Raw genomic sequence first — 26164 nt, forward strand, 5'->3', positions numbered from 1 at the left:
TCCTATGTTATAGAGTTTAACGCCTCGGACGGGTCGAGGCGGGCGGCGACTGTCGCCGGATACACGCCTGCCAACAACGATAGAACGACTACGCCGCCGATGGCAATAGCCGGGACGATAGGGTCGAAGACGACACCGACGTCCATACCGGTGGCGATCGGCGCGATATAGCCCGACGCCGAAAAACCGGCGAGATACCCGCCGACTCCGGCGACCAGTCCGACTATGGCCGATTCTAAGAGCACTATGAGGGCGATGTGAGACCGGCGGTAGCCGACCGCGCGAAAGACCCCTATTTCCCGGCGCCGCTCCCGAACCGCGCTCAACGTGTTCGTAAAGACTACGAGCGCGGCAACGATACCCATCGTCACCGAGAGTATCAGGCTGAAGAGGCTGAATTGGCCGATGACGGCATCGCGCGTCTCGGCGGCTTGGCGCACCGCCGCGACTTTGGCTCCCGGCAATTTCTCCCTTACCTGCTCGACTATGTCATCAATGGGACAATCTTTGCACCACGCCGAGACCTCCGCGAAGCTGACCTCGCCCGGCCGCTCAAGGATAGCCTGGGCCTGCTTCATGCCTATAAATATTAGTTCGTCTTCTTCCGTGCCGACCTGTCCGAGTACACCGGCGACCCGAAACTCTTCGCCGGAGATGTTTAAGCTATCCCCGGCGCCTGCCCCGAGTCTGCGCGCCGCTTTACCGCCGAGTAAGATCTCGCGGTCGTTGGCGGGACGAACGCCCTGCTTTATCTCCCACCACTTCTTAAGATCGAACTCATCTTTGAAGCGAACCCCGGCGAGCATCGTCTTCGACCCGTTTACCTCGACTATGCCGAGGAGTTTCGGCGAGACGACCTTTACGTTGGCGCTCTCCTCTATGGTGCGGATCTTTTCGAGGTCTTTCTCGGTGAGCGAGTGCGAGCCGTACTGCAAGCCGCCGACGGTCACACCCGCGTATGTGAGGGGCAAGCTCTCGCTCTTGGGCGTAATGACCATATTCGCTCCGTACTCGTCGATTTTGTCCTGCAGGTCCATATGCATGGCTCTGGAGACCGTGTATAATCCGACGATGACCGCTACGCCGACCGCGAGCCCGGCCACCAAAAGCGCGACCTTCGCGGGGTGCGTCTTTATATTCTTCCACGTTATGTGGTAGAGCCTCACAAAATTCACCTTTACATTAACTCTTAATCTTTATCTTAAACACTCATCGTTGACGCCGGGGTTTTGAGCCCCACGCCCCGTTTATTGCCCGCTTGCAACGCGCCCCTCGGGCGGGCGCACCACAAGTGCTTCCGATAGCGCGAGCGCGCGCCCCTCGGGCGGGCGACGATTACTTAGGACGCACTGGAAACAACGTCTCTGAGAACTCGCCGTTTCTAAAAGAAAGTTCGGTGACTGCTTTGCCGTCCTTCTTAATCGTAATCTCGTAATGACATCCTAAGCTTTCGGCCTCGGCGGTGACCTCACGGTCGCCCGTTCTCTCGGCATAGTAATCCATAGCGGCCTTCTCTATCGCGGCAAGCTCCGTCGAGGCGGCCTGCGAACCGCCGGGGGCAACCTGTGCGGCCGAAGAACCGCAACTATCGCCACAGCTACCGCCGCCGCAAGAGCCCGGTTCGAACGCGGCTGCCTGGTTCGAAGCAACCGATTTTATGACATTGTTGAACACGAGAAAGAGCGCGACAACCGCGACCCAAATCACCACATACTTGAGGGCCCGGCTCTTGGTGTCTTGCCTGGGGCTCACCTCGTCCGCTTCGCTCTTTGCCTCTTCGATCCTGCTCTCGTCCATAGGGGCCTCCTTACGCGTTGGCATACATAAACTCCGCTAATTCCATCGTCACTTTTTTATGCCGTAAGACCGATTCGCGATAGACTATTATTCATCGCCGACCGGCCTGTCGAGCGGCTGCGGCTCCCAGTCGGCCAGGTCGGCCTCGGCCAGCTCGATGTTTTTACCGACAAGTTCGTGCGCAATCGCATCGGCCGGATATAGCTTACATGAGCCGGAGATGCCGGCTTCGGTCTCAGGGTCGCGTTTGGTGCCGCAAGCATTACACGTCAGCGTCCCGTCGGCCTCAAAATGATGATACTTGGCCTGACAAGGCGGGCAATAACTTACTCCGGTAAAGAGTTCGCCCGAGGGCTTGATGTAAGCCATCATCGAGATTGATTGGCCGTCCTTCGGCCGAAGATACTCAAAAGATACGATGCGGTCGACGATGACGTCTCCCGCTTTGATTATTACTTTGCCGTCCTTAACCTCGGGAATAACCGGAACCATGTCTATCCGGCGGTCGTAAACGACCGGCTCGGTCAGTTTCTCCGGTTTAAAATCGGACGGCAAATACCTGCCGATATATTTTGCCTCGGCGGCTGTCGGTTGCACCGAACCCGGCGTCTTGCCCGAGTTTGCATAGGCGACTATGAAACCCACGATAGCTACAACCGCGACGCTCAGCACGACGTATAGAAGCGCCGGTTTCTTATTCTTCGGCTCGACAAAGTGTGCGCGCTTGCCTTTAAGCCTCTCATTAGCGTTCTTCTTATCCACAACTAATCACCTCTCTAAATCTTTTTATATCTAATCGGCCGGCAATGCCTTGGCCTGATACCCATGTCCGCGTCAAAAATAAACCGGGCACACGAGCAAGTCTATCTTAACACATCTACTACGGCCCATAGTAGTTAAACATAAAAAATTTTCACTACTTGCAACATCCGTGGTTCTTAGCCACGCAGTCCGGTCCCTTACAGCAACCACCGACCGCATTTGCGTCTATCGCCGGCTGCGCATATGCAAAGCCCGCAACGATCAGCACAATGGTTGCGCTTGCGACGATGCTCAGCATCAACCCGGAGATAGAGGGGCGCGCTTTTATCTTCGGGTCGAGAAGACGTTGAACACGGTCTTTAGCCGACGCTCTCCCGGAGAAAAACGTCGCGTACGCCGGCGAGAACGTCACGCCGCGGGTAACCCTGGCCACAGAGACGATAGCCTCGGCCAGCTCGACCGGTTTTGCGGTAAGCTCGACCGCGAAGTCGTCGGCGGCGTATTCCTTCTCGCGAACGAACAGGCCGAGCAAGTAGTGGCTTATCGGGAGAGGCCAGAGAAAATCACGGATGAAGATCGCGGCGAAGATCGCGAGGTTATCGCGACGCCGAACGTGGCCGATTTCGTGGGCGAGCAGCGCCGTCAGCTCATCATCTCTTAATTTGTCGATAAGCCCTTTAGAGATACATATAGAAGGGGCCAGCAGACCGTGCGTAAACGCCGCCACAGACTCGTCGTCGGCTATCCGAACCCTCATCTCTTCGGCGTTCAGCCCTAATAGGAGACGCTTAAGACGCGGCGATTCCTCTCCGTTGCGCTCATAACGCGCCGCCATCCTTCGGGCTGAAGCGAGCACAAGCACAGCTTTTACCAGCGCCGCGCCGAGCGCCACGATAGCCAAACTTACCAAAAGGTTCCGCGGGCTTCCTATAATTTGAGCGATGGATATATACGCGTCTTTGCATTCTGTCCCGAAACCCGCGCACGTCTCGGCGATACGCTTGACGGCAACGCCGTTCGCGAGCCACCGGTCGATGTTGTAGCCGATTGCCCCAATAGCCGCAAACCCCAATACGAGAAGGCCGATTATACTGATGCGCGTATTTCGCGAGGGCGTCTTGGTCATTCCTCTATCCGACTTCTCTTCTGCTTAATCAGGCGCTCAAGCTCGTCGAGGGTCGCTGTGTCTTCGGTGATGTTCTCGACAAAAAAACTTAAAGCTTGCTTTCCGAGGTCTTCATGGAAACCGTTGAATACCGAGGCGAACATGGTCTGGTTGAACTCTTCTTTGCTAAGGAGCGCCCTATAGAGATATTGCTTTCCGTTGCGCTCTTGAAATAGGATGTTTTTCTCGGCCAAGCGGCTCATTACCGTCATTACGGTCGTATAAGCTATTTCGCGGTCTCTCTCAAGGATACCGTGGATCTCCCTTACGCTTGCCGGGTCTTTCTCCCATACAAGCTCCATTATGTCGGCCTCAAGGTCACCGAGCATCTTTCTCACACCCGACTCGGCCGGTCGAAAACTTCCCAGCTTGAACCGCTTCATAAAAGCCTCTCAAGAAAACGTAAAACGATTTACTATGCTTTGTAGTATATCCTTTATTTGTCAGTTTGCCAATATTAAACACACCTTTTGTATGAAAAATCTCTTCACTTCCGATATTCTTGTGATAAAATGATTGCGGAACACAGATACCGGTAGGGGGTATATATGGGCGGCAGTCCCGACATTGGAATACTTATAGCGTTTACAGCGGGCATTATATCGTTCTTATCACCCTGTATTTTGCCGCTCATCCCAGGGTACCTCTCCTTTATATCGGGAATCTCCGTCGACCGCCTCGGCGAATCGAGCGGCCGGGAACGGTTCAAAATCCTATTCGCCACCCTCTTGTTTGTGGCCGGCTTTGCGACGATATTCGTCGGTCTGGGCGTATCGGCCGGCCTGGTAGGCGTTTCCTTGACGAACTATCAATCGATTATGACAAAAGTGGCCGGTATCACCATTATCCTGTTCGCCTTGTTCACAATGGATATCATTAAAATACCGCAGCTCTACAACACCAAGCGTTTTCAATCAAAGACCACGCGCCAACGGAGTCTATGGGGGGCGCTGCCGCTGGGCATGGCCTTTGGTTTCGCCTGGACACCGTGTGTCGGCCCGGTGCTCGGCTCGATATTCATGGTGGCCGCGACCGGCGACAACGTTAGTCAGGGAGCGGTACTCTTGAGCGTCTACGCCCTCGGCCTGGGTATTCCGTTTATCGCGACGGCGCTCTTCTTCAACACGGCGCTCAACGCGTTCGGCTGGATAAAAAGGAATTATCGCGCGGTAAATATAGTAAGCGGGGTACTACTGCTGGCAATGGGCATTTTAATACTGACCAATAAGATGGCGGCGGTCAACTCGTATATATTGAAACTGACCGGCTAGGTCTTCAAGCGACCGAGCCGGTGTTACCGGATGGTTTCGCCCCTCTGTGACGCCCAATGATATCTTCGTTTTTTCGATTAATCCTCGTCGGAGCGGACCGTAAATTAACCTAACGGCGCTGAGCGTTTGACATGCCGAAATTGATAATATTTTAGCATTCTGGGCGTTAAAATCGCTCTTATTATATTAAACCCGCTGTCCAGCACGTTTTTTTTTGGTAAAATTTGCTTGACAGTGACCTCTATGTAGCATTTATAATAACCGTATCGTAGCTTCCTAGAAGTCCTAACCGTATATACATTAGGCTAGCTCAGCTGAGTTAATGCTGCTGAGCGAGTGCTCGGCTCATAAGCATAAGCGGATATGATTTGCGATCAATATGTGTTATCATGTTACAAACTTTTGTGTTTTAACTAAAGTCAAATGCGCTTAAGCCGATGTCTCTTTAATGCAAGCAAAAACAACCATGGGGACGGTACATCAATGCCAGACTTAAAAGGGATGTCTTCCAGGACAAAAAAACTTATCTTAACGATAGCCGCTTCCCTCACGGTCTTTTCCATTGCTGTCGTGGTAGCCGGAACGGCTATGACGAGTCGTCCGCAAACCTGCAGCCTCTGCCACGCAATGCAAGAGCCTGTCAAAGCGTGGCAGGCCTCATCGCATGAAAAAATAACCTGTATCGAATGCCACCACAAGGAACCCGGCTATTTAGGGTTTGCCGTAGGTATTCCCACCAAGGTCAGTGAGGCTACGAAGCACATCACCGGCGACTATCAGATCCCGGTTAGAGCGAAGCACGACACCAAGAGTAAGGTCTGCCAAAAATGTCACGTTAGCTGGCGAAACGTATCCCCCGGCGGCGACCTTATCATACCCCACAATCTCCACTTCGAGAAACGCAAAATCGAATGCGTCGTATGCCACTCCTCGGTCGTCCACGGCGAGGACAGGGATAACGAGATTACGAGGCGTCCGGCAATGCAGCTCTGCTTGAGTTGCCACGATACCGGCAGAGAGAACGCGCCTATCCTTAAGTGTAAGGATTGCCATACTGAAAAAGGCGTACCGTCGAGCCATAACGAAAAAGATTGGTTCGAGATGCACGGGCAGCTCTATAAGGACCCGAATCATCCCGACAGCCAATGCGACGATTGCCATGGTTGGACGCCGACATTCTGCAGCGACTGCCATAAGAGCAAGCTTCCGACGACCCACTACGGCGGCAGCCAGTGGAAGACATTTCACAGCATTCGCGCCAAAGTCAGAAAGAGCGGTTGTCTGGTCTGTCATGACGCGAAGACCTTCTGTTATAGGTGTCACGATCCATTTGAAGATGTTGAGAAGGGTAAATAAACGTGAGCAACGAGGCTAAGGGATTGCTGGGTAAAATCAAAGATTTCTACAATAACAACCAACGCAAGGCGAATATCATCATAATCGCGATTGCGGCGTTTGGTGTCTTCACCTATGGAGCGCTCCAATATACCGGAAGTCCCGGCTTCTGCAAAAGTTGCCATGAGATGAACCCGGCCTTCGATAGCTGGAAAGCCTCGGTCCACTCGGAGGTAACCTGCTATTCGTGCCATATGCCGCCGGGCATCGTAAACTTCGCGACCCACAAAGTGATCGCCTTAAAGGAAGTCTACCTTCACTTTACGGTCTACAATAAGCCAAACGCGCCGAAGATAGTCGCACGTCAAAAAGAGCCGGTCAATGACGCCTGCGGTAATTGTCACTCCCTCAACAGGGAGATGGCGTTCGGCGGCGGTCTCAACGTGCCCCATAAGCTCCATATCGAACAAGGACTAAAGTGCACGACTTGTCACGCGAGAGTAGTTCACGGGCTCGGCGACGATAAGGCCCGCAAGCCGAAGATGGAAACGTGTATGAAGTGCCACGACGGCAAGAAAGCGCCCGATAAATGCGATGTCTGCCATACCAAGATGGGGACTCCTGAAAGTCATCAGCAGGCGAACTGGTTCAAAGTCCATGGTGAGCAATCCAAGACCATTAAATGTAACGAGTGCCATAACTGGAGACCCGACTGGTGTATGGATTGCCATACCAAGAAACCCGAATCGCACGCCGTGCGCTGGAGGTCGAACCATGGCTCGGCGGCGAAAGCTGCTCGGGACGGCTGCAACGCTTGCCACACGCTCGACTTCTGCATGCGCTGTCATGGTGTCCAACCTTAATAAGCGAGTATGCCGCTAAAGACTAGACGGTAAATCTAAACGCCGGGCGAGCACCGGTATTATCTGCAAGATTCTCGATATCTCAACTCCCGAACATGTTGGGCTCATTAATCCGCAATTCGACCTTGCCGAGGTTTGACTCAGAGCTCTCCGGCGCTTACGCAAAACAAAAGATACTCGCGGCTGTTGTAAAATCCCTCTCTTAATCCTAAGATTGAGACAGGAGGCCGAAGATGAACTGCGATGATGCCAGGCGTTCGCTCGCCGACTACACTGACGACCAACTAAGTGAAGATATTCGCCGCGACGTCGAGGAGCATCTCACAACATGCGGCGAATGCGCTGCTATACCGGCTAAGTTACGCGAACTTCCCCAGTCGTTGCGAGACATCCCTCCTCTTCTCGTCCCGGAATCCATATATCAGCAGCTAGCCGACAAAGCGGCCGGGACGTTTAAAGCTACAGCGGGTAGACGCAAAATCGCGCCCCGAGGCCTGGAACGGTTTGCGCGCTCGGCTACACTTGGCGTCGCCGCTATCTTCATAGCCGTGACTCTTGCCGCCTTCACCTTCGCCCTCATGTTCGATCAGGGGTTCGCAATACTGGATATCTTCAACATCAGTGACCTCGCGCCCGAACCGGGACAGAGTGCCGCTGAGAGGACCCTGAACCAGAGCTTTGAAGACCTCGTGTTAAAAGCAGAGAGCGGTGGCCCCAGAGCCTATGATTACCTCCCGCGCCCGGAAATCTTAGTGTCGGGAAAACACTACGCTGAGGATGCCTTGGAACAGGTCGCGATCCAGCCCATAATCGTCGCTTTTTCTCAGGAATACCGGACCGTCGAAGCAAAGCTCTACCGAGCCAACATCATATCTGAGATTACAGCTCAAGCGGCTATCCTTGGTCTGGAGAAGCGCGTTTTGGGTCGGTGTATGGAGACCATTCTTGCGACGACAAACGACCTCGCCCTCCCCTCTTACGTCGAAAAAGCCTTCTTGAACGAAAAAGAGGTCTTGTTTATCGTCGTCAACCGCACCGATGCGAAAAGCGGTAAACTGCTCACCGGAATCTCGGTCTTCGCGTTCGACCCTGCAACCGCATCCATTGTGGCGACCTGGCCGCAGACTCCATTGAGCCAGGCGGTCGAGTTGCGTGACATTAATCCGCACAAATCGCTTGCCTGCATCGCATGCCACCCTAACTTTGAGGGTTCGACAAAAGATCTCGAGGACGCAGGCTGGAAAGAGGTCGCCAAGCGTACCTGCTCGCAATGCCACAGCCACAAAAAGCAGCACGAAATTTATGCTAAGAGCATCCACGGGCAATTGGCGCTCAGCAAAAGAACCGGTAAAGGGGGCGTGCCGGCGCCGGCTTGCGGCGACTGCCACGATGCGCACGCGACGCTGGCATCGAACAAGAAACCGCAAACCCTTGCCGAGATGAGAACTCACGCCAAAAATATTTGCGGCGACTGCCATAAAGACTATTGGGAATCGTACAACGATTATTACCACGGTAAAGCATATAAAGCGGCCGCCCCCGACGCACCGGCATGTTGGGACTGCCACGGAAACCACGACATTCAACCTTCGCGCAATCCGAAATCGCGAGTATCCGGAAAAAACTTGCCGAAAACTTGTAGTGCCTGCCATGCGGAAGCTGAGCTAAAGTTCGTCAAATATGGAAAAATGGTGCATGGTATGAAAGCGGAGCAAGACAAAAGTCCGGTTTGGCGGCAATTCGACAGCGGGCTCGAAGCGTTGAAAGGACTTCTGAGATGAGATATGGCATTCAAAAAACGCCGGTCGAGTATCCGGCAAGGAGAGTGGAGAGGTCTGTTTGGTATGAAGTGCGGTAAGGCATTGCGCTTACTCCCCTTTTATTATGATGGGATTTTAAGACAGGAGCGCGCTGAAGAGGTCTCCTCACATATTCGCGCGTGCCCATCGTGCTCGGCTGAACTCCTTAAGATAGAACGGTTATCACAGGCGCTCTATTCGCTATCCGATGTAGAGCTACCGCGCTCGCTAGCGGAAGAACTCGAGTCGACTCTGCGCAAACGCAATATCCATCGGCTTTCGACAAAAGCAAGGCGCTACTCCATAGAGAAGCGCGCTTCCCTACTGCGCGCGGCTCTAAGCTTAGGATACGCGGCACTCGTCGCCGCAAGCGTTTTAGCTATAACCAAATCAGGTGTCTGGCAGAACCGGCAAGCGCCATCGGCAGGCGCCCCAGGCGCCCTTGAAAATCAGAATTCGCGACCACCCGTAAAACTTAAGCAGCCGCTCAAAGAGAAACGTGCGGAGCCGGGAGTGGAGAGCCTCGAGCGCTTTAAGGGAGGCATAGGGCTTTCGCTCCAACCCGAAGTGGCAATCTCAAAGCAGGACTACACGGTAGAAGATGTGGATGATGTGAAGTTCACGTCGGTCGTTCTAAGCTTTGCCGACCGATATACCGCGGAAGATGCGGTAGCTTTGCGCGGTAAAATGGTAAGTGGTATCATCGACGCCGCTGGACAGGCCGGCCAAGATATAGGCTCGACCTCGCGGGCACTGTCGACCGCGCTCGCCGCCATCGATAAACCCGCGCTCCCCGCGTACGCCGAACGCGCTAGCCTTCAGGGGCGCGACGTCTGGCTTTTTGTCCTGGTGTGGAGTCCCGGAGGCTCCACGGGGGCTCTTTCGAGCGCCTCGGTGGTCGCGGTCGACCCGGCGTCGAACGAGGTCGTGCTCACCAAATAATCTCAACGCTGACCGGATGGAAAAGGCGCTGACGTCTCTTTACTGAGGGGCTCGGCTAACCCTCGTGATGCGCATCGTGGGCGACTTCGGTGTTCGTGTTTTCCGCACGGTCCTCCTCACCCGATTTGTTTCTCCGCTCTTTTAAATCATGCGGCTTTATGCCGAAAAAGAAGAACAGCAGCGCCGGTAGATCCTCGGTGATCGCGAGATAGATATGCGCGCACATAAACGCACTCACGACCCAGGTCACGAAATAATGGACGGTTCTCACGTAGACCCGCGCCAGCGCAAGCCCTCCCACTGAGGATGCCGGCCAACCGAGAAGCTGCGGCGAAAACAGCAGCGCAAGCCCGGTCACTATCTGAATGAAGATTAACGTGGGAACCATGAGACCGTATGATGCTTTCTGCATCGGGTTATAGGTTGCGACGTGCGGTTTCGACTTGGCCATGAACGCATAGTATTTAAGCGTCGGCACAAAGGCCGTCATGTCTTTCTTGGTAAGCGCGAATTCGCGGTAATCCTTGCTCTTATGGAGAAACGCATAGCCGATTCTTATGAAGAATATCGCCGTGACGGCGAAAGCCGCGACATAGTGCAGATATTTGATGGTCGTGCGATTACCGAAAGGCAGTTCAAACGGAAATCGGATATATATGCCGCTCACCATCAACACGACCATCGAGCCCACCAACATCAAGTGCATAGAACGACGAACCAACGATGGTAATTCCACATGGTCGGGCCACTGCCATAATTTGAACCGCTTGCGGGCCCGACCGGTCATTACGTTGCCGGTAAAATGACCGACATACATGCCGATGATGACGAGTACCAGAAGCGCGGGCCCGATGACATCAAGCGCCAGGTTTATTTGTATGATGGGAAGCGACTCATTCATCAAACCCCGTTTCTGCCGAGACAACACAGAGGGCGTGAATCGCTTATGCGACTGCTATCTCGGGGCAACAAGATCGCACTTACATATTCAGCTTTGCGATTGCATCATACATCTTCGGCGCGGAGCAATCAAGCGCCGAGTAATACTAAGCGGCTTCGAGCCTTCGACCTTATTTTGAGGATCAGTATTAAGGCAAGGGTTTATTGTGCAAGGTCACGCGCTAATCAATACCGTGTTGATATCGCGCTACAGCGGTTTGTGGATAATTCCGTAGCACAAATTCCTTAAAATCTCCTTGTAAGTAACAAACCGTTATTACATAATATTATCGATATCTTTATCATCAATCGTTTAGCTGAGGCTTGGGGGGACTATGCCGGATACGGTGGAAGAGCCACAGAAAACATCGGGCGGAAAAACGGGAAAATTCAAGCGTGGGTATTTTTTGGCGATTGCCGTTGCCCTTCTGGCGCTCTTTCTAGCCATCCCCTATGCCTATACGTCCGACCCCAAGAGCTGCACCCTCTGCCACAGTATGGACAAATACTATGAATCGTGGCAAAAATCGACACATGCAACCGCCGCAAGCAATTGTTTTGAATGCCATGTTAAAGACGGCACTTTGAATATATGGGTCTACCGTATTAGCTTCTATCGTGAAATATACGCGAGCATAGTCGGCGCCGAACTCAAACCGGCCGGCGCCACCGTGCCCGGTGTGGATTCATGTCAGAAACAAGGGTGTCACAGCCTGAACCGGGTAAGTTCGGCTTCGGGTGATTTAAAGATAGACCACCGAGGGCATGTCACAAAAGCCAATATTTCATGTACGCAATGCCACACGGGCGCGGCCCATCCCAATGTCGGCAAAACCGGCGCGGTGATACCGGCGCGTAAGATGTGTAAGGGCTGTCACGCCACGCGCATGAACGATTGCTCGTTCTGCCATATCAAGAAACACGTGGGGACAAAGGGTTTTGTCCACGACTAGCGGAATCAAGCAAATCAACCCCCTGCTGTGCGAATGAAGTCTTGCAACTATGTAGCAGTTGTCACATAATAAGCGGAACAGACCTATGCTAACAGATGCATCGTGCCAAAGGGGTTTCTAATGTCCGAAGAAAACAGTCAACCTCAAGAAGAACCGACTGCCAAGGAAAAAAAGAGTCTGAAGAAGTACCTCGTCTTGGGTTTCATCGGACTGCTAATAACCTTTCTAGCCATCCCCTACGCCTATACTTCCAACCCGAAGAGCTGTACCCTCTGCCACAGTATGGATAAATACTACGAATCGTGGCAAAAATCGACACATACCATTGCGGCTAAAAACTGCTTCGACTGCCATATCGAGCAAGGCGCGGTCAGCCTCTGGATTTACCGGATCAGCTTTTACCGCGAGATATACGCGAGCATAGTCGGCGCCGAACTCAAACCGGCCGGCGCCACCGTGCCCGGTATCGACTCTTGCCAACGGAGCGGTTGTCATAGCCTAAACCGGGTAAGCTCGGCGTCGGGTGATATTAAAATCGACCATCGCGGACACGTCACCAAGGCCAACCTTTCCTGCATAAAATGCCACCCCGGCGCGGCCCATCCCAATGTCGGCAAAACCGGCGCGTTATTGCCGGCGCGGAAGATGTGTAAAGGCTGTCACGCCGCGCGAATGAACGATTGCTCGTTCTGCCATATCAAGAAACACGTGGGGACAAAGGGTTTTGTCCACGATTAATGGGTCGGGCCACACGCCGGCGTCTCCCATCATGCGCGAGTGCTATAGTCAAGAAGTTGCCCAATAATGACGTCAAGGATGCCCCTTAGTGTTGGTTTAAATGGATGATATAAGAGATAATCCCGACAGCGAAAAGCTCATAACCGAAGACGGCGTCGACGAGCGGCCCGACCCGGGCGGTAGCGAGCGCAAAAAACGCGGGGTACTTAAATACCTGCTCATTTTGGTTATCGTCTTCTTGGCCGTCCCCTACGCCTACACCTCCAACCCGAAGAGCTGTACCCTCTGCCACGGTATGGAAAAATACTACAAGTCGTGGCGGAAGTCGTCGCATTCGGTGGCGGTCAAAAACTGCTTCGGGTGTCACGTCAAGCAAGGCGCGGTCAGCCTCTGGATTTACCGGATCAGCTTTTACCGCGAGATATACGCGAGCATGGCCGGGGTCGAACTCAAGCCCGCCGGAGCTACCGTGCCCGGTATCGACTCTTGCCAACGGAGCGGTTGTCATAGCCTAAACCGGGAGAACTCCGCCTCGGGCGATATCAAAATCAATCACCGGATGCATACCACAAAAGTCGACATCGCCTGCATAAAATGCCACCCCGGCGCGGCCCATCCCGAAGTCGGCGATATCGGTGAACTCACGCCACACCGCAAACTATGCTTTGAGTGCCACCTGTCACGCAAGAACGACTGCGGCTTCTGCCACAACAAGCGCTTCTCCGACGCAAGGAGTTACGACCATTAATAATGTCGCTCGCCTTATTGCCTCATCTAAAAATGTATTCCGGGAGGCTCGCTTGTTAATATACGACCGCAATGTTACAATCGAGCAAAATGCGTAAGATAAATTTCCGAAACATAAAATCTAGAATTCGCTTCCCACGCCTCAACCTGCCGGAATCACGACAATCTCGCAAGAGGCTTTACGTCAGCGTAGCCGGGGTTGCGGGCATGCTTTTTCTGGTCGCGTTCGGGTACGGTTTCTGGTACACGTCGCAGCCGGGTTTTTGCGTGAGCTGCCACGAGATGAAGCCGGCGATTAGGGCTTGGAGGACATCGCTTCACTCGGAGGTTACCTGCAACACCTGCCACGCCTCCGGTATTACAGGTAGCCTTAAGCGGAAAACAAACCTGATAAATGAGGCATACCGGCATTTTACAAAATCGTATGATCCGCAGATAAACCGCGACAGCGAACTGAGCAAGAAAATTGATAACGACGGCTGCCTCCAATGCCACACGCCGAAACGAATAATCACGCCGCGTAAGTCCCTAATCATGAACCACAATATTCACCTCGAAAAAGGCGTCAACTGCACGACATGTCATAATCGCGCCGGACATCCCACGAGTCCCGGTTATCAGAACTTCATAAGCATGGACGGGTGCTTCCGTTGCCACGGTCTCTCAAAAGCCGCCCTGGCACCGGGGAGGTGCGACGCTTGCCACCCGAAAGACCCGAAGGTATTCGACCCCGTTCCGGTCTCACACAAAGTCGGAACATGGCGAGTGCCCGACCATGGAAAGATAGCGAAGCAAGACACCGCCACATGCTTTATGTGTCACAAGAAAACATACTGTCGAGGTTGCCACGGGGTCGATGTCCCCCACCCCGAAAAATTCGTCAAGGCGGAGCACGGCTCTTTAGGCAGCAAAAATCCGCAGGTCTGCCGGAAATGCCACCGCGAGAAGGATTTCTGCAACGCGTGTCACCACAAAGGCTACAATGAGCGATTGGGCGGCTGGGTGTCGATACATAAAAACGTCGTCGCCGTTACCGGCCCCGCGGTTTGCTTTGACTGCCACGGCCCGACCTACTGCGCCTGGTGCCACGTCCGCGGCGTAAAACAACCCTTGTCCGAGCGACCCGCCAAGAAGCAATAGGCGGTCATGCGGCTGCTCGCCCCGATTACCGGAATATCGTTGTCTATCCGGCTTTAATCGTTTAGCGCGAGCGACCATGATTACGCTGGTGAGCATTGCGATTGTCTCTTCCGCGTTGCCCCTACCACCTAAAAATACACAAGTGCATATTATTCATACTATGTCAATTCTTGACAAAGTCTCGTAGTCTGTGTCATATTTATAAATAAAAAGGTGGTTTATTGATGAGCAGAGGGACTCCTTTCCTCCTAAAAGCGATTACGGCGATCTTGGTCTTGGCGGTCGTTGGCACCGGAGGCGCAATCGTCCGCCACGTCGCCTTCGACAGCAAAGACACAACGCCCCGGACCGAGTCCGAACGCGCTCTTCTTCTCGCAGTGCAAGCGGTCAAAGTCAACCCTAACGATTCACGCGCCAGGATAAAACTCGCGGCGGTCTATCTGGATATCGGTCGCGTCAACACGGCGGTCAGCGAAGCGCGAATCGCTACGAAGCTCGCTCCCGACGACGCGGAAGCGTTTTACATTCTCGGCCTGGCCAACAAAGAAAAGGGAAACCTGACTGAAGCGGCCCGAACTCTCGAAAAAGCCGCCAAGATGGAGGGTAAACTAGCGCCGTTCTATCAAACCTGCTGGTCGGAGTTAGCGCGCATCTACTTGAAGCAGGAGAAATACAAGCAAGCAATCAAAGCATACGATGCCGCCTTGGGCTTCGGGCCGGAATCGGCTCTGCTCCTCTACGAGATGGGGCTCGTATACGAACAAAGCGGCGATAAGGGCAAGGCTATGGCATATTTCGAAGAAGCACTCCAGTTTGTGCCCGACTATAAAGAAGCGCAAGACGCGCTCGCTAAAGTAAAAAAAGAGAAGGCGACCGCGGCTAAGCCGGAAAAGCCCGCGGCTAAATGATTTAAATTTACGGTTGGAGGTTACTGTTTTGGCGACCGAACGGGTAACGATAGATTATACGACGAGGAGATATATCGCGTTTATAGCGGCGCTTCTCATCGCGCTCCTGACGCTGCTATTCCTCTACTTCGCATTGACGAAACCGCCTGTTTCCACGACAGCCAAGAAGCAGGAGGAGTTTAGGCACCTCTTCTCAATCTATGGTTTTGAGGGCGACCTGCTCCGCCGTCCCAGCGGCGTCGCGCTCGACGTCCAGGGACGGATATTCATCGCCGACACGAGCAAACAACGCGTCGTCGTTTTCGACCGGGAGGGCACATACTTAACCCAGTTCGGCAACCCGGGAACCGGCAAATACGAGTTTAAAGACCCCATCGCGGTCACCGTCTCCGAGGACGGACGCGTCTTCGTACTTTCAAAGACCTCGAAGAAAGTCGTGGTCTATAACGGCAATTTTGAGGCGATACACGAGATGAAATTTTCCAACGATGAGCCGCCGCTCGCGATGACTATCCATAAGGAACGGCTGTATGTTACTACTATCGGCGGCATTATGATAGGCGACCTCCAAGGCAACCTGATAAGCACGCTCGGCAAGCGCGGCATGGCGCCGGGAGAGTTCCAGCTGCCCGGAGGTATCGTTATCGGCGGCGACGACACCATATACGTCGCCGATAGCTTGAACTACCGCGTGCAGGCATTGAGTAAAGAGGGCGAGCCTCTCTGGCAATACGGGCAACCCCTCCCCCCCGATAAGGCCATCACCTACCAGGGCAAGGACAGAAAGTTCGGCCTGCCGGCGAGCATAGCGCTAGACGATAACGGTCATCTCTATGTCGTCGACGGCCTCAGCAGCGAAATTACACTGCTAGACACAAAGGGTGAGCGCGTCGATACCATCGGCGATATCGGCCATGACGACGGCTTCTTCTACTACCCCGCCGGTGTCGCCTACGCCGGCTCCGGGAAGCTCGTCCTGGCGGATAAGTATAACGACCGCGTCCAGGTCTTCCAGGTGCCGATAGCGATATCCGCGACCGACCGGATCTTCGCATGGGCGCCATACCTGCTCGTACTCTTGATACCGCTCCTGCTCCGGCTCCTTACACGCTCGCGCTTGCAGGTCGTCGCGACCGAGGATTTCCTCCAGAACGCGATTGCGGGAGATAGCGGAGAGAGTCTGGCAAGCGCGTTTAAGAGACTTGTCGTCCCGCCACAGACCGTCGAGCGGATGAGCGACGTGATACCGCGGGCGTTGCGCCTGACTGAGCGAGCGATCAATGAGCGTGAGCTGCAAACGCTCCCGATGCTCTCCGAGCTAACGGACGGACAAGCGTCCGAACTGGCGCTCGCGCATAGCATCAAAGGCAAGCGGCTTCTGCTGACGGAGTCGCCTCTGCTCAGAAAAGCCGCCGGCGAGTTAGGCATCGCGACTATGAACTATGCGGAGTTTTCGACCGCATACGGGACGAAGTAGGAGAAAGATGTTGATGAAAAGATCGATCGCCTTGCCCATATCCATAATCATGCTCCTCCTTGTCGGCGGCGCGTTAGGCTGCGCCGGTTCATCGGACGCCCCGCCGCCGGAGATGACTTTGCCCGATAAAACAAGGAGTGTATCGGTCTTCTACGCTACCGGCAAGACGCTGGTCGAGGAGCGCCATATCATCGCCGACGATAAAGAGGTCATAAAGACGACTCTCATCGCGTTGCTCGCCGCTCAACCAAAAAACAACACCGACATAGCGATAGTCCAACCGGAGTGCGACATACTCGCTGTAACCGTAGACGACAAAGGGGCGGCAACGGTCGATTTCAGCCGCGAAGTGCTCGATTTCGAAGCCTCGAAGAAAGAGAAAGTCCTCGCGTATGGCGCGATCATCGAGACGCTCAAACAGTTCGAGCAGATCAAATCGGTTAAATTCTCGGTCGAAGGGCAAGAAAAAGGTTCGCTTTCGGGTAAAGATGTACATAGGTTCTGGAACGACGTATCGCTTATCGGCCAACCCTGGAAAATAGATCGTAAGCAAACACCGGATGACCAATCGCAAGAAGAGACCTCGAATTAGCTTGAAGTAACGGTTTATATAATATATAATAGTCTTGACTACAAAGTATAGCTAAAAATAGTTCCATAAAGTATGCGCCGCAAAGGTGCGCACGGAACGGCTAGCTATCGAAAACTTACGCTGGTATTTGAGAATTTAAGTGCAATGTTGGGCCACTCTATCGACGAACGATGCTTTAACCGCAAGACTCATCGCAGCCGGCATCTTAGCATGCTTCCCCTACATTGATAACCGCATACGTCTGAACGGATCCCTTAAGCTTATTCCTAAGGAAAGGAGGTGAGAATTATGAAAAAAGCGATACTATTTGCGTTCGCCGCGATATTCGTGCTTACAATGGCCGGAACCGCCTTGGCCGTCAGCCCCACCACTTTTGACACCAACACCGGTTCATCGATGTGGACCTACAAGGATAGGGTCGATACCGCTGCCAAGACCGAGGGTTCGTACAAGGCGTTTGACGACCAGACAACCAAGATGTACAGCAACCCGCACGGCGGCTACGACACCGCGACCAACAAATGCAAGGTCTGCCATGCGGTCCACCGCGCGGAGGGCGCCTACTTCATGTTGCGCTCCGATACGCAGGACGATGCCTGCGACTATTGCCACATCGGAGGTTCGGCACACTCGACTAAGGTCGTCTACGACCTCAACGCCGCCGGCAAATCGACACCGAACGGCCACACGATCGGCGCGAGCGCGACTGTTCCTGACAGCTCGGTAAAACAATGGACGGAGCCGGTTACCCTGACGACGACCGACGCCAGCGGTACCGCCGTCAGCGAGACGGTCGACGTCCGTCGCTACAGCGCCGACCGGAACAAGATGTTCCGCTTCGCCAAGCACCACGGCCAGAGCGCCGCGGGAGCCAACAGAGCCGGCTACATGCGCATCGGCCCGCTCGCGCTTCGTTGCATGAACTGCCACCAGCCGCACAACGCCGTCAACATGGTTTGGCGACCGACCGCTCTGGAGACCGAAGCAAAGCTAGCCGGCGGTTACAAGCTGCTGCGGCTGATGCCGTCGGCATCGATTCAGGGGACCGCTACGATCGCAGGTCATTACGAAGATTATGATGTGGGTATGCAGACGCATAAGGCGTACACCGAGTACAATCCGGCGGCCGGCAAGGTCTACGTCAACGCCGCGAATACGATAAAGGTACCCGAGACCACAATGACGGCATCGAACACCGGCCCGGGCAAGACCATCTACACGGCGTACACGGGTGTTGAGGCTGCTCACCAGTACGGCCCGAAGCGCGACCCGCAGACCGTCAACCAGTACACCCTTTCGCCCTGGTGCGCCGACTGCCACAACCTGAACATCGGCTACTGGAAGAACACGTCAAACGCGGAACTCGGCTTTAAGAGCCACTCCGACCGGACGCACCCGGCACCGTACACCGGCGCGTACAACGGCCCGGCGCAGTGCTACAGCTGTCACCGGAACGACCTGCCGATCGTACCGGCAACAGTCCACTATGGTGACCCTGGAGGCTTCTATAAGGGTTGCGAACGTTGCCACTTCGGAACCGGCTCGTACAAGGTCGCAAAGGACGACGTCGATGGGGCGGGAACCAAGTCCGACTTCCCGCACAGCGGTCAAGGCAACACGATCAAGTTGCTCGGACCATGGCAGACCCAGGCAGATCCGGCGAAAACCACCAACATCTGGATGGATACGACCGGCACAGCTGCCAACGTCACCTCGAACAACCTCGACGGGGTGTGCTTGAGATGCCACGTTGGTATCGGCACGAACCATTAAGAGTTGTTTTTCACACACACAAAAGGAGGGGCCGGGACACTGGCCCTTCCTCTTTATGTACGCATTTATAAATTAACTGATAGAATATAAGCCGATATACCGGGTAGGAACAACATGGTGCGAGAGAGACGGAACGATGAAAAGCAAAACCATATAGTGCCGGAGAGACGCGCTTTCCGCATGCTTCTTCTCCTTGCCATCGTCTCCTCCCTGCTCATGGTCGTAATTATCGCGCTTGAATCCTCGGGCACATCCAGAGTTGAAAGGCCGACAACCGCGGCCGACGTAGCAGCGCCGCGCGAAGCAGTCGAACCGCCGGTCGCGCCGGTCACCCTCTTGCCCGAATCGATCCTGCAGTACGCGACGCGGGGGCGCCAGGCGATACCGGGGTCGGAGTTTCCCGCCGCCGAGGCGATTTACGAGGTATTAGACGCGAATATCGCGCTCGCGACGCCGGTCAATTCGTATGCCAAGGTCACCTTCTACCCGTCCGCGAGGGAGGCCGAGGAATCCATTTCCGAGGCGTTCAAAGAGAGATTTCCCAAAAGAAACGAAAACCTCTTGATAGGCTCGATGGCCATAAGTACCGGGTACGACAAGAGCGAGGGCAGCTATTTTATCGGCTGGACCAGGGAGAATTTCGCGATAACTATCAAGACATCGTTCCTCGACCACATTCCGGTCGACAAAAACGGCACCCTACAGAAGCACGCGATGCCCCTCGCGAAAGCCGTTATCGACGAGGCCAAGGTGGAATAAGCGATGAACGCACCTGTCAGGCCGGATAAAACCGAACAGGTCGACCGCGTCCTGCAAAGGGTCTACTACGGGCTACTCAGCGTCATCTTGGGTCTCTTCGTATACTTCAATATAGTCGGCGCCCTCGGGGCGATACCCGCCGTATGCGGCGTTTGCCACACGCCTTCGCATACGTCCTTGGCGCAATCTAAACACAGCGACATCGGGTGCGTATCATGCCACGCGGGCAACGAACCCTTCGGTATCCTCTCGCAGCGGTTAGCGCTCGCGCGGATGATCCCGGCCCAGCTCAGCGGTATCTACCGAAGACCCGTCACAACGGTCGTTCCCGCGAAGAACTGCATCAACTGCCACAAGCCTATCGCGACTAAAGTCGTCGAGAGCAAGGCTCTGCGGGTCAGCCACAAGGAGATACTGGCGGCAGGCTATGGGTGCGGTGACTGCCACAGCACCGTGGCTCACGGCAAGAGCGCCGCGCGACAGAACTTCGCCGAAATCAGCAAATGCCTGACATGCCATAATAATACCACCGCATCGAGCGAATGCGTTTCTTGCCACATCAATGATACCAAACGCGACCCGTCGCATCGCGTCCGGGGCGTGTGGCAGATATCCCACAGCGAGAATTGGCGCCAGACACACGGCATGGACAATTTGAACACCTGTCAGGCGTGTCATAGCAAATTCTATTGCGGCACCTGTCACAACACCGAGCTGCCGCACTCGAGTTCCTGGATTGTCTCTCACGGTAAAGAGGTAAAGAACTCGAACGAGGCCGCGGCGGGCTGCAAGCAGTGCCACAGCGAATCATTGTGCAATAACTGTCATTCGCTCGAGATGCCGCATCCGGGGAGCTTTTTGTCGCGGCATAGCGCCCTCGTCAAAAAAGACGGCGACAAAACCTGCTACCAATGCCACCTGAAAGAGTCGTGCGCCAGGTGCCATAAGTATCATACCCACCCGGGCATACCCGAGAACAAATTGAAGCTCTTGCGCGAGGAGGCCGGCCTTGATTAACGATCTCGACCTCTCCCAGCGCATAAACGATATCTTCGAAGATATTAGATACGTCTTCGGTAATCCCACATACGACACGAACCTCACGATACTGGTCGCGGTAATGCTCCTGGTCACGCTCGCGCTTCTCTTTGCGCTCGGCTACCTGGCGTACTCGTTCGCCACACGTAAGCGCTTGCGCGTTCGCCTCGAAGTGCCGGTTAGCGAGAGCCCGTACGCCGCCTGGGGACAGCGCTTTCTTATAGTCGCCGCTGTCGCGCTAACCTTCGTCGCTTTAAGTTCATATACGGCCAGGCCGAGTTTTTGCGCCAATTGCCATGGCAAGAGCACGGCGGTTATAGCACTCCGGTCCTCGACGCATAAAGGCGTCGAATGCCTCCAGTGCCATCAGCCCGCCGGTGCCACCGGGGCTCTGTTGCAGAAAATCGATTATTCGAGGTGGCTGTGGGTTTACGCGACGACGAATAAGATAGAGCCGGCGACCGCCTCCGTCGATGACGGCGCGTGCCTGCGCTGCCACGGCGAAGTGCGCTCGAAGACGGTAAGCCGCTATTCCATAAGAGTGCGCCATAGCGATTTTTTGCAAGACGGCGCCCGTTGCGTTGACTGCCATAACACGGTCGCCCATCCCGGTGCGGTCAAACCGGTGCGCGAACCGTCGATGGGCGGCTGCATCAAGTGCCACGACGGCAAGCGGGCCGCCGCGGAATGCTCTACCTGCCATGAAAAAGATATCGGGACCGCGATTCGAGAGCCCAAGCGCGACCGCATCAAAGCCGGCATCTTCGTCCAATGGGACTTCTGCTACCGCTGCCATAAAGAAAAGCGCTGCACGAATTGTCATGGCGTGACGATGCCGCACCCGCCGGACTGGGTTGCCAAAGCAAAACATGCGCGCCCGGCGTTTACCGACCGAGATGTCTGCTGGCGCTGCCATGATATCCCCTCGGCGCCGCTCCAACCGGCCATGCTCCAATCCTGCCCGTGCCATGGCACTATGGAATACCATGGCGCTCAAGAACTCTGGCGGACGAACCATGGCCCGATCGCGCTCGGCAGGCAGCCCGGCGATGGTGAAAACGACTACTGTTACGACTGCCATAGCGTGCGGCTCTGCGATTTCTGCCATCGCGAGGGCCGATATAAGGCCCGTACCGCGCCGACGCTCGATTGAATAGTCGAAAGGTAAACGGAGGGATTAAAGAGTCGCCTCGCCCGAGCCTATGAGTGCCCGGATCTTCCATCGCCCATCTTCTTTGACGACACTTATGAGAATCTCAGACTCGGAGTTTTTAGCGGGGACGACCACTTTACCGGTCGCAGCCGATACGAAGTAAGATTTGTCGATGAAAGTGTACTCGACCGTCGCGGCGTCTTTTGCGAGTTCGGTCACCTCAAACGCCTGATTCTCATGGATGCGCACCTTGTCTCTCCCCTCTTGTCGCAGTTTAGCGAGTTGTTTTTCGTATGGCGCCAAAAGATTTTCGGAGAAAGCTTGGTCGTATTCGGCGGAGACGCCCTTGAGCCAGATAGCGATATTTTCCTCGGTCTCGTTGAGAATCTGTCGCCGTACTTTGCCCCGCTCCAGCGGTTCGAGGCCGTCTTTCGACGGGGCGTTAGCCGTGACGTTCTTGATATCGACATCGACGCCGCCCGAGCCGCATCCTTGGAGAAGAAAGAGTACGACTAGCGATGTCCCGATGAGAATCGTTGTTTGTGCGTTTCGTCTCAGCAAACCCCTCACCTCTTCACGAATGCCGCTTCCACGACCGCACTCTCGAGACCGATACTCTCGGATATCGTGCCGCCGTTGATATCGTATGACTTTATCTCGTTCGGTCCGACATCCTTGACCGACACAGTCAGTTCTTTTAAAAGCTTGCCCTGCTTGTTGCGGACTTTGACCGCGAGTTTTACATACGAGCACCGCTGTTTGGCGATGTTCTTTACCGACCCGTAGATACGTACAACCTCGTAATCATCGATATAAAAGTTTGGCTCCTGCACTAAAAGTCGTTCGAATATCGCTTTCTGGTCTTTGATGACCTGGCCCGAGTTCGAGCCCGGCGGCGAGTTCTTTGACTGTCCGGCAAAAGCCGCCCATCCAAAACCGGCGATAACCGCTACTACCGCCAACACCAAGAGACGCTTGAAAAAACCCATACTCTTTCACCATGCCTAATTAAATTATACTATATTTTATTTGTAGCACAGACTACAAACTTTTACAATCTTTGCCGCCATCCTCCATCATGACGAGGGCCGGCGATTTGCGGGCTAAAACGTCCCCAGCCGCGAAACAGCAGGGGTCTTATAGGATCTTTCAATATAACCGGACGCTTCGGATACTACGATAACATGCTTTAAATATGTTAAGATAAAGCCGGTTATCTTGAAAAGAGGTGGTAACTATTTCAACGACTCTCGCGCGCGACCCAAAGCGCTTTTGGGGTTTTAATTTCAACGAGTCACTAATCATCGGCTTTGTCGCTCTCTATCCGTTACTCGCAAATCCTTTCGCATCGCCGGTCTTTGGGCTACCCAAACTCACCTTTCTTAAGCTGACAGCCGCAGCCATCGCCATAGCGTGGCTCGTTCGAGTAGCGCGCAAAGGATATTTCGAGCTGCCTAAATCGAGCTTGACCCTCCCCCTCTTAGCTTTTTTCTCAATTACTATTCTCTCCGGCATCCAATCGGTTCATCCTCTTACCTCGCTCAACGGACAATACGGGCGCTGGGAGGGATTGACGACTACCGCGACCTATTTAATTCTCTTCGCGGCCGCCTACGGTATCGCGAAAGACAAGGCGAAACACAGGCCGGTCACATTAGCAATAATAGGCTCGGCGGTTGTGGTCTCGCTCATAGCGCTCGTCGAATACTTCTGGACCAACCCATACCTGCTGGTAGCGAAGGTCTACTGCGCCGCCGGATTCGGCGAACCCAACCAGTTCGAGGCCGCGCGGAGCATGGCCTCGTTCGGAAACGCGACGTTTCTCGCCGCGTACCTCGGGATGGTGCTGCCGCTAATCGCCTCGGGTTTGCTTGCAAGCAAGAGGCATATCGCTCCCAAGCCGCTCCTTTACGCGGCCCTGTTCACGGTGGCGACCTCCCTTATGTTTACATTCGGCAGAGGCGCGTGGCTCGGCGCGGCCGCCGGAATCGCCTTGACCGGCGCTTTGCAACGGAAACACCTGTGGGCTAGCCGGCATGTGATCGCGATTGCGCTCCTCCTGGTCATAGCGGGCGTTACAATCGTGCAATTTAGCGCCGGCTCATATACCGTCGGCGGCCGGCTTGCCTCGATTCTCTCCATCGAAGGAAGCACCCTGACGCGAGTTCAGATGTGGGAGTCTTCGCTACCTCTCGTCGCCGAGAGACCGTTTCTCGGAGCGGGCCCCGACACCTTCAAATATGTCTTTGGGAAATACAAGCCCGAGGGTTGGGTCGAGCACATCTCCGACCCCCTCGTCGACAAGGCGCACAACGAGTTCTTACAATTAGCGGTGACGACCGGGCTTGCCGGGCTCGGGGCCTACCTATGGGTACTCGTCGCATTCGCGTGGGCCGGTATCGTCCGAATACGCAAGCTTGAAGAAGACAACGGCGCATGGCCGGCGGCCGGGGCGATGGGGGCGGCGCTCAGCTTCGCTATTCACCTCCAGTTCAATTTTAGCCACTTCTCGGTCTCCCCTTTCTTCTGGATAGCCGTAGGTCTGACCGCGGGCGTCTTTGAGGCGAGCGCCCCGCGCAAAACATTTATGCTAAATATCTCGGCACCCGCGCAAGCCGCGACCCTGAGCCTCCTCGCGATAGCGGCCCTGAGCCTGGCGATCCTAAGCACCGCTCCGCTCATGGCGGATATTCAATTCGCCAAAGGGCGCGAACTGTTGGCCCAACATAAGCCGGAGCCGGCACTGGCGCGATTCGAGTCGGCTATCGGCATCAACGGCCTCGAACCCACTTACCACGTATCGCTCGGCGAAACCATGCTCCGACTCGGAACAAGCAAGAACAGCGGCCGCCACATAAACCGGGGAATAGCCGCATTCGAACAGGCCCGCAAGCTCAATCCATCGGATGAGCAGGTGTATTTCCGGGCCGGAGCCGCCTTGCTGGAGGCAGGTCGAGGCGGCAGGCATGCGTTGCTGCGCCAAGTGATAACCCAGCACGAACTGGGGCTTGCGCTCAACCCGGTCATGGTCGACGCCTACATCGATATCGGCGTCGCACACGCTTACTTAAACGAGATCGACGAAGCGATAGGCGCCTGGCAAGACGCCCTTCAAATCGCCCCCGCCAACGACCGGGCTTATTTCAACCTCGGTTGGGCTTATGAGCAAAAAGGCGACGAGGGCCGGGCGAAAGATGCGTATCTCAAAGCCTATCAGTCGAATTCAAAGATGACCGAGGCGAAAGATGCGTATGACCGCTTGTAAAATCGGCAAATTTACTTTAATCTTTTCATTGAGGCTCATTGTATGACAATAACTAAAGACCCTGAAAACTCCGAATTTTTTAGAGACGGCATCGACGAAGAAACCGACCTACAAAAGCAACCGGAACAAAAGATAAGTATCTGGCTTGCGGGCTCCATTATTTTCTTCCTGCTGTTAGTCTTTGTTGTCTCCGCGTTAATAGTCCAGAGGGTATACTTTCAACCACCGGTCGTTCGAACGGCCGTCGAACGAGAGCTTCTCAAACACAAGACCGCCATTAAGGATAACCCCAACAACGCCGAAGCCTACGTCGGTCTCGCCGGCGTCTATCTCGAAGTGGAGCGGCCCGACAAAGCCGTCAAAGAACTGGAGAAGGCGCTACGACTCGAGCCTCGCTCTTGGAATGCCCGGTTTGAACTCGGTATGGCGTACGAGGCTCTGGGCAAGCCCGAAGAGGCCGTGAGCCAGTTTTTGAAAGCGTCCGCCATCGATCCCAACAACGAATACTCCTTCTATCAGCTCGGTAGGCTTTACCATAAGAAACGCGATTACGGGCAGGCCATACAGGCATATAAGAAAACGCTCAAAGTCAACGCTACCCTAGCCGATGTCCACTACTACCTTGGACAATGCTATGAAAAAACGAACAAGAAATCGCTCGCGAAACAGGAGTATGAGGAAGCGCTGAGATACGTAGACAGCTATCCCGAAGCTGAAAAAGCCTTGAAGCAATTAGAATAGGTAAGAT

General features: G+C 54.5%; 26 protein-coding genes. 18 read left to right on the top strand and 8 right to left on the bottom strand.

Features of this window, described 5'->3' with window-relative positions; translation table 11 throughout:
• Positions 1–2 precede the first annotated feature (2 nt).
• The 5 genes from KGZ93_09020 to KGZ93_09040 form a co-directional block, all read right to left on the bottom strand.
• Complete coding sequence (locus KGZ93_09020) at positions 3–1175, bottom strand: ABC transporter permease (GenBank protein ID MBS3909748.1); 1173 nt, start codon at positions 1173–1175, stop codon at positions 3–5.
• 160 nt (positions 1176–1335) lie between these two features.
• The gene (locus KGZ93_09025) at positions 1336–1797 is read right to left on the bottom strand and encodes a hypothetical protein (protein ID MBS3909749.1); all 462 of its coding nucleotides are present in this window, start codon (positions 1795–1797) and stop codon (positions 1336–1338) included.
• An 87-nt stretch (positions 1798–1884) separates the two neighbouring features.
• Positions 1885–2559, bottom strand: a complete 675-nt coding sequence (locus KGZ93_09030) for a DUF2318 domain-containing protein (protein ID MBS3909750.1) — start codon at positions 2557–2559, stop codon at positions 1885–1887.
• A 154-nt stretch (positions 2560–2713) separates the two neighbouring features.
• The gene (locus tag KGZ93_09035; protein ID MBS3909751.1) at positions 2714–3685 is read right to left on the bottom strand and encodes a M56 family metallopeptidase; all 972 of its coding nucleotides are present in this window, start codon (positions 3683–3685) and stop codon (positions 2714–2716) included.
• On the bottom strand, positions 3682–4107 hold the full coding sequence (locus KGZ93_09040) for a BlaI/MecI/CopY family transcriptional regulator (protein MBS3909752.1): 426 nt from the start codon (positions 4105–4107) through the stop codon (positions 3682–3684). The genes KGZ93_09035 and KGZ93_09040 overlap by 4 nt, the downstream gene beginning before the upstream one ends.
• Positions 4108–4272: 165 nt before the next feature.
• On the opposite strand from KGZ93_09040, the gene KGZ93_09045 reads away from it, so the two are divergent.
• The 5 genes from KGZ93_09045 to KGZ93_09065 all read left to right on the top strand — a co-directional run bounded on the left by KGZ93_09045 (position 4273) and on the right by KGZ93_09065 (position 9934).
• Positions 4273–4995 (top strand): sulfite exporter TauE/SafE family protein, encoded by a 723-nt coding sequence (locus KGZ93_09045; protein ID MBS3909753.1) that lies wholly within the window; start codon positions 4273–4275, stop codon positions 4993–4995.
• 483 nt (positions 4996–5478) lie between these two features.
• Positions 5479–6351 carry a NapC/NirT family cytochrome c gene (locus tag KGZ93_09050; protein ID MBS3909754.1) on the top strand — a complete coding sequence of 291 codons (873 nt, stop codon included), beginning with the start codon at positions 5479–5481 and terminating at the stop codon, positions 6349–6351.
• A 2-nt stretch (positions 6352–6353) separates the two neighbouring features.
• The gene (locus KGZ93_09055) at positions 6354–7193 is read left to right on the top strand and encodes a NapC/NirT family cytochrome c (protein MBS3909755.1); all 840 of its coding nucleotides are present in this window, start codon (positions 6354–6356) and stop codon (positions 7191–7193) included.
• Positions 7194–7426: 233 nt separating this feature from the next.
• Entirely contained in the window at positions 7427–8974 is a 1548-nt protein-coding gene (locus KGZ93_09060; GenBank protein MBS3909756.1) for a zf-HC2 domain-containing protein, read from the top strand.
• Between the two features lie 63 nt (positions 8975–9037).
• Positions 9038–9934 carry a zf-HC2 domain-containing protein gene (locus KGZ93_09065; protein MBS3909757.1) on the top strand — a complete coding sequence of 299 codons (897 nt, stop codon included), beginning with the start codon at positions 9038–9040 and terminating at the stop codon, positions 9932–9934.
• Between the two features lie 55 nt (positions 9935–9989).
• Here KGZ93_09065 and KGZ93_09070 read toward each other — a convergent pair whose 3' ends face one another.
• Entirely contained in the window at positions 9990–10835 is an 846-nt protein-coding gene (locus KGZ93_09070) for a cytochrome b/b6 domain-containing protein (protein ID MBS3909758.1), read from the bottom strand.
• Positions 10836–11208: 373 nt separating this feature from the next.
• Between KGZ93_09070 and KGZ93_09075 the strand changes: the two genes are divergently transcribed.
• The 11 genes from KGZ93_09075 (at position 11209) to KGZ93_09125 (ending at position 22151) form a co-directional block, all read left to right on the top strand.
• The gene (locus tag KGZ93_09075; protein MBS3909759.1) at positions 11209–11826 is read left to right on the top strand and encodes a NapC/NirT family cytochrome c; all 618 of its coding nucleotides are present in this window, start codon (positions 11209–11211) and stop codon (positions 11824–11826) included.
• A gap of 120 nt (positions 11827–11946) precedes the next feature.
• The gene (locus tag KGZ93_09080; protein ID MBS3909760.1) at positions 11947–12564 is read left to right on the top strand and encodes a NapC/NirT family cytochrome c; all 618 of its coding nucleotides are present in this window, start codon (positions 11947–11949) and stop codon (positions 12562–12564) included.
• A gap of 100 nt (positions 12565–12664) precedes the next feature.
• The gene (locus tag KGZ93_09085; GenBank protein MBS3909761.1) at positions 12665–13312 is read left to right on the top strand and encodes a NapC/NirT family cytochrome c; all 648 of its coding nucleotides are present in this window, start codon (positions 12665–12667) and stop codon (positions 13310–13312) included.
• 206 nt (positions 13313–13518) lie between these two features.
• Positions 13519–14451, top strand: a complete 933-nt coding sequence (locus KGZ93_09090; GenBank protein MBS3909762.1) for a NapC/NirT family cytochrome c — start codon at positions 13519–13521, stop codon at positions 14449–14451.
• A 224-nt stretch (positions 14452–14675) separates the two neighbouring features.
• On the top strand, positions 14676–15359 hold the full coding sequence (locus KGZ93_09095; GenBank protein MBS3909763.1) for a tetratricopeptide repeat protein: 684 nt from the start codon (positions 14676–14678) through the stop codon (positions 15357–15359).
• Positions 15360–15387: 28 nt separating this feature from the next.
• Positions 15388–16836, top strand: coding sequence for a 6-bladed beta-propeller (locus tag KGZ93_09100; GenBank protein MBS3909764.1), 1449 nt, complete (start codon positions 15388–15390; stop codon positions 16834–16836).
• A gap of 13 nt (positions 16837–16849) precedes the next feature.
• Complete coding sequence (locus KGZ93_09105) at positions 16850–17428, top strand: GerMN domain-containing protein (GenBank protein ID MBS3909765.1); 579 nt, start codon at positions 16850–16852, stop codon at positions 17426–17428.
• Between the two features lie 288 nt (positions 17429–17716).
• Positions 17717–19201, top strand: coding sequence for a hypothetical protein (locus KGZ93_09110; GenBank protein MBS3909766.1), 1485 nt, complete (start codon positions 17717–17719; stop codon positions 19199–19201).
• Positions 19202–19315: 114 nt separating this feature from the next.
• Positions 19316–19960, top strand: coding sequence for a hypothetical protein (locus KGZ93_09115; protein ID MBS3909767.1), 645 nt, complete (start codon positions 19316–19318; stop codon positions 19958–19960).
• A 3-nt stretch (positions 19961–19963) separates the two neighbouring features.
• Positions 19964–20977, top strand: coding sequence for a hypothetical protein (locus tag KGZ93_09120; GenBank protein MBS3909768.1), 1014 nt, complete (start codon positions 19964–19966; stop codon positions 20975–20977).
• The gene (locus tag KGZ93_09125; protein ID MBS3909769.1) at positions 20970–22151 is read left to right on the top strand and encodes a NapC/NirT family cytochrome c; all 1182 of its coding nucleotides are present in this window, start codon (positions 20970–20972) and stop codon (positions 22149–22151) included. Before KGZ93_09120 ends, KGZ93_09125 begins: the two co-directional genes overlap by 8 nt.
• Positions 22152–22175: 24 nt before the next feature.
• Here KGZ93_09125 and KGZ93_09130 read toward each other — a convergent pair whose 3' ends face one another.
• Positions 22176–22712, bottom strand: a complete 537-nt coding sequence (locus KGZ93_09130; protein MBS3909770.1) for a hypothetical protein — start codon at positions 22710–22712, stop codon at positions 22176–22178.
• A gap of 5 nt (positions 22713–22717) precedes the next feature.
• Positions 22718–23140, bottom strand: a complete 423-nt coding sequence (locus tag KGZ93_09135) for an FxLYD domain-containing protein (GenBank protein ID MBS3909771.1) — start codon at positions 23138–23140, stop codon at positions 22718–22720.
• Between the two features lie 239 nt (positions 23141–23379).
• On the opposite strand from KGZ93_09135, the gene KGZ93_09140 reads away from it, so the two are divergent.
• Together KGZ93_09140 and KGZ93_09145 are read left to right on the top strand one after the other, a co-directional pair.
• Positions 23380–25416 (top strand): O-antigen ligase family protein, encoded by a 2037-nt coding sequence (locus KGZ93_09140; GenBank protein ID MBS3909772.1) that lies wholly within the window; start codon positions 23380–23382, stop codon positions 25414–25416.
• Positions 25417–25458: 42 nt separating this feature from the next.
• Complete coding sequence (locus tag KGZ93_09145) at positions 25459–26157, top strand: tetratricopeptide repeat protein (GenBank protein ID MBS3909773.1); 699 nt, start codon at positions 25459–25461, stop codon at positions 26155–26157.
• The last annotated feature ends 7 nt before the right edge of the window (positions 26158–26164 follow it).

The sequence above is a fragment of the Actinomycetota bacterium genome, assembly GCA_018333515.1.
Classification (GTDB): domain Bacteria; phylum Actinomycetota; class Aquicultoria; order Aquicultorales; family Aquicultoraceae; genus Aquicultor.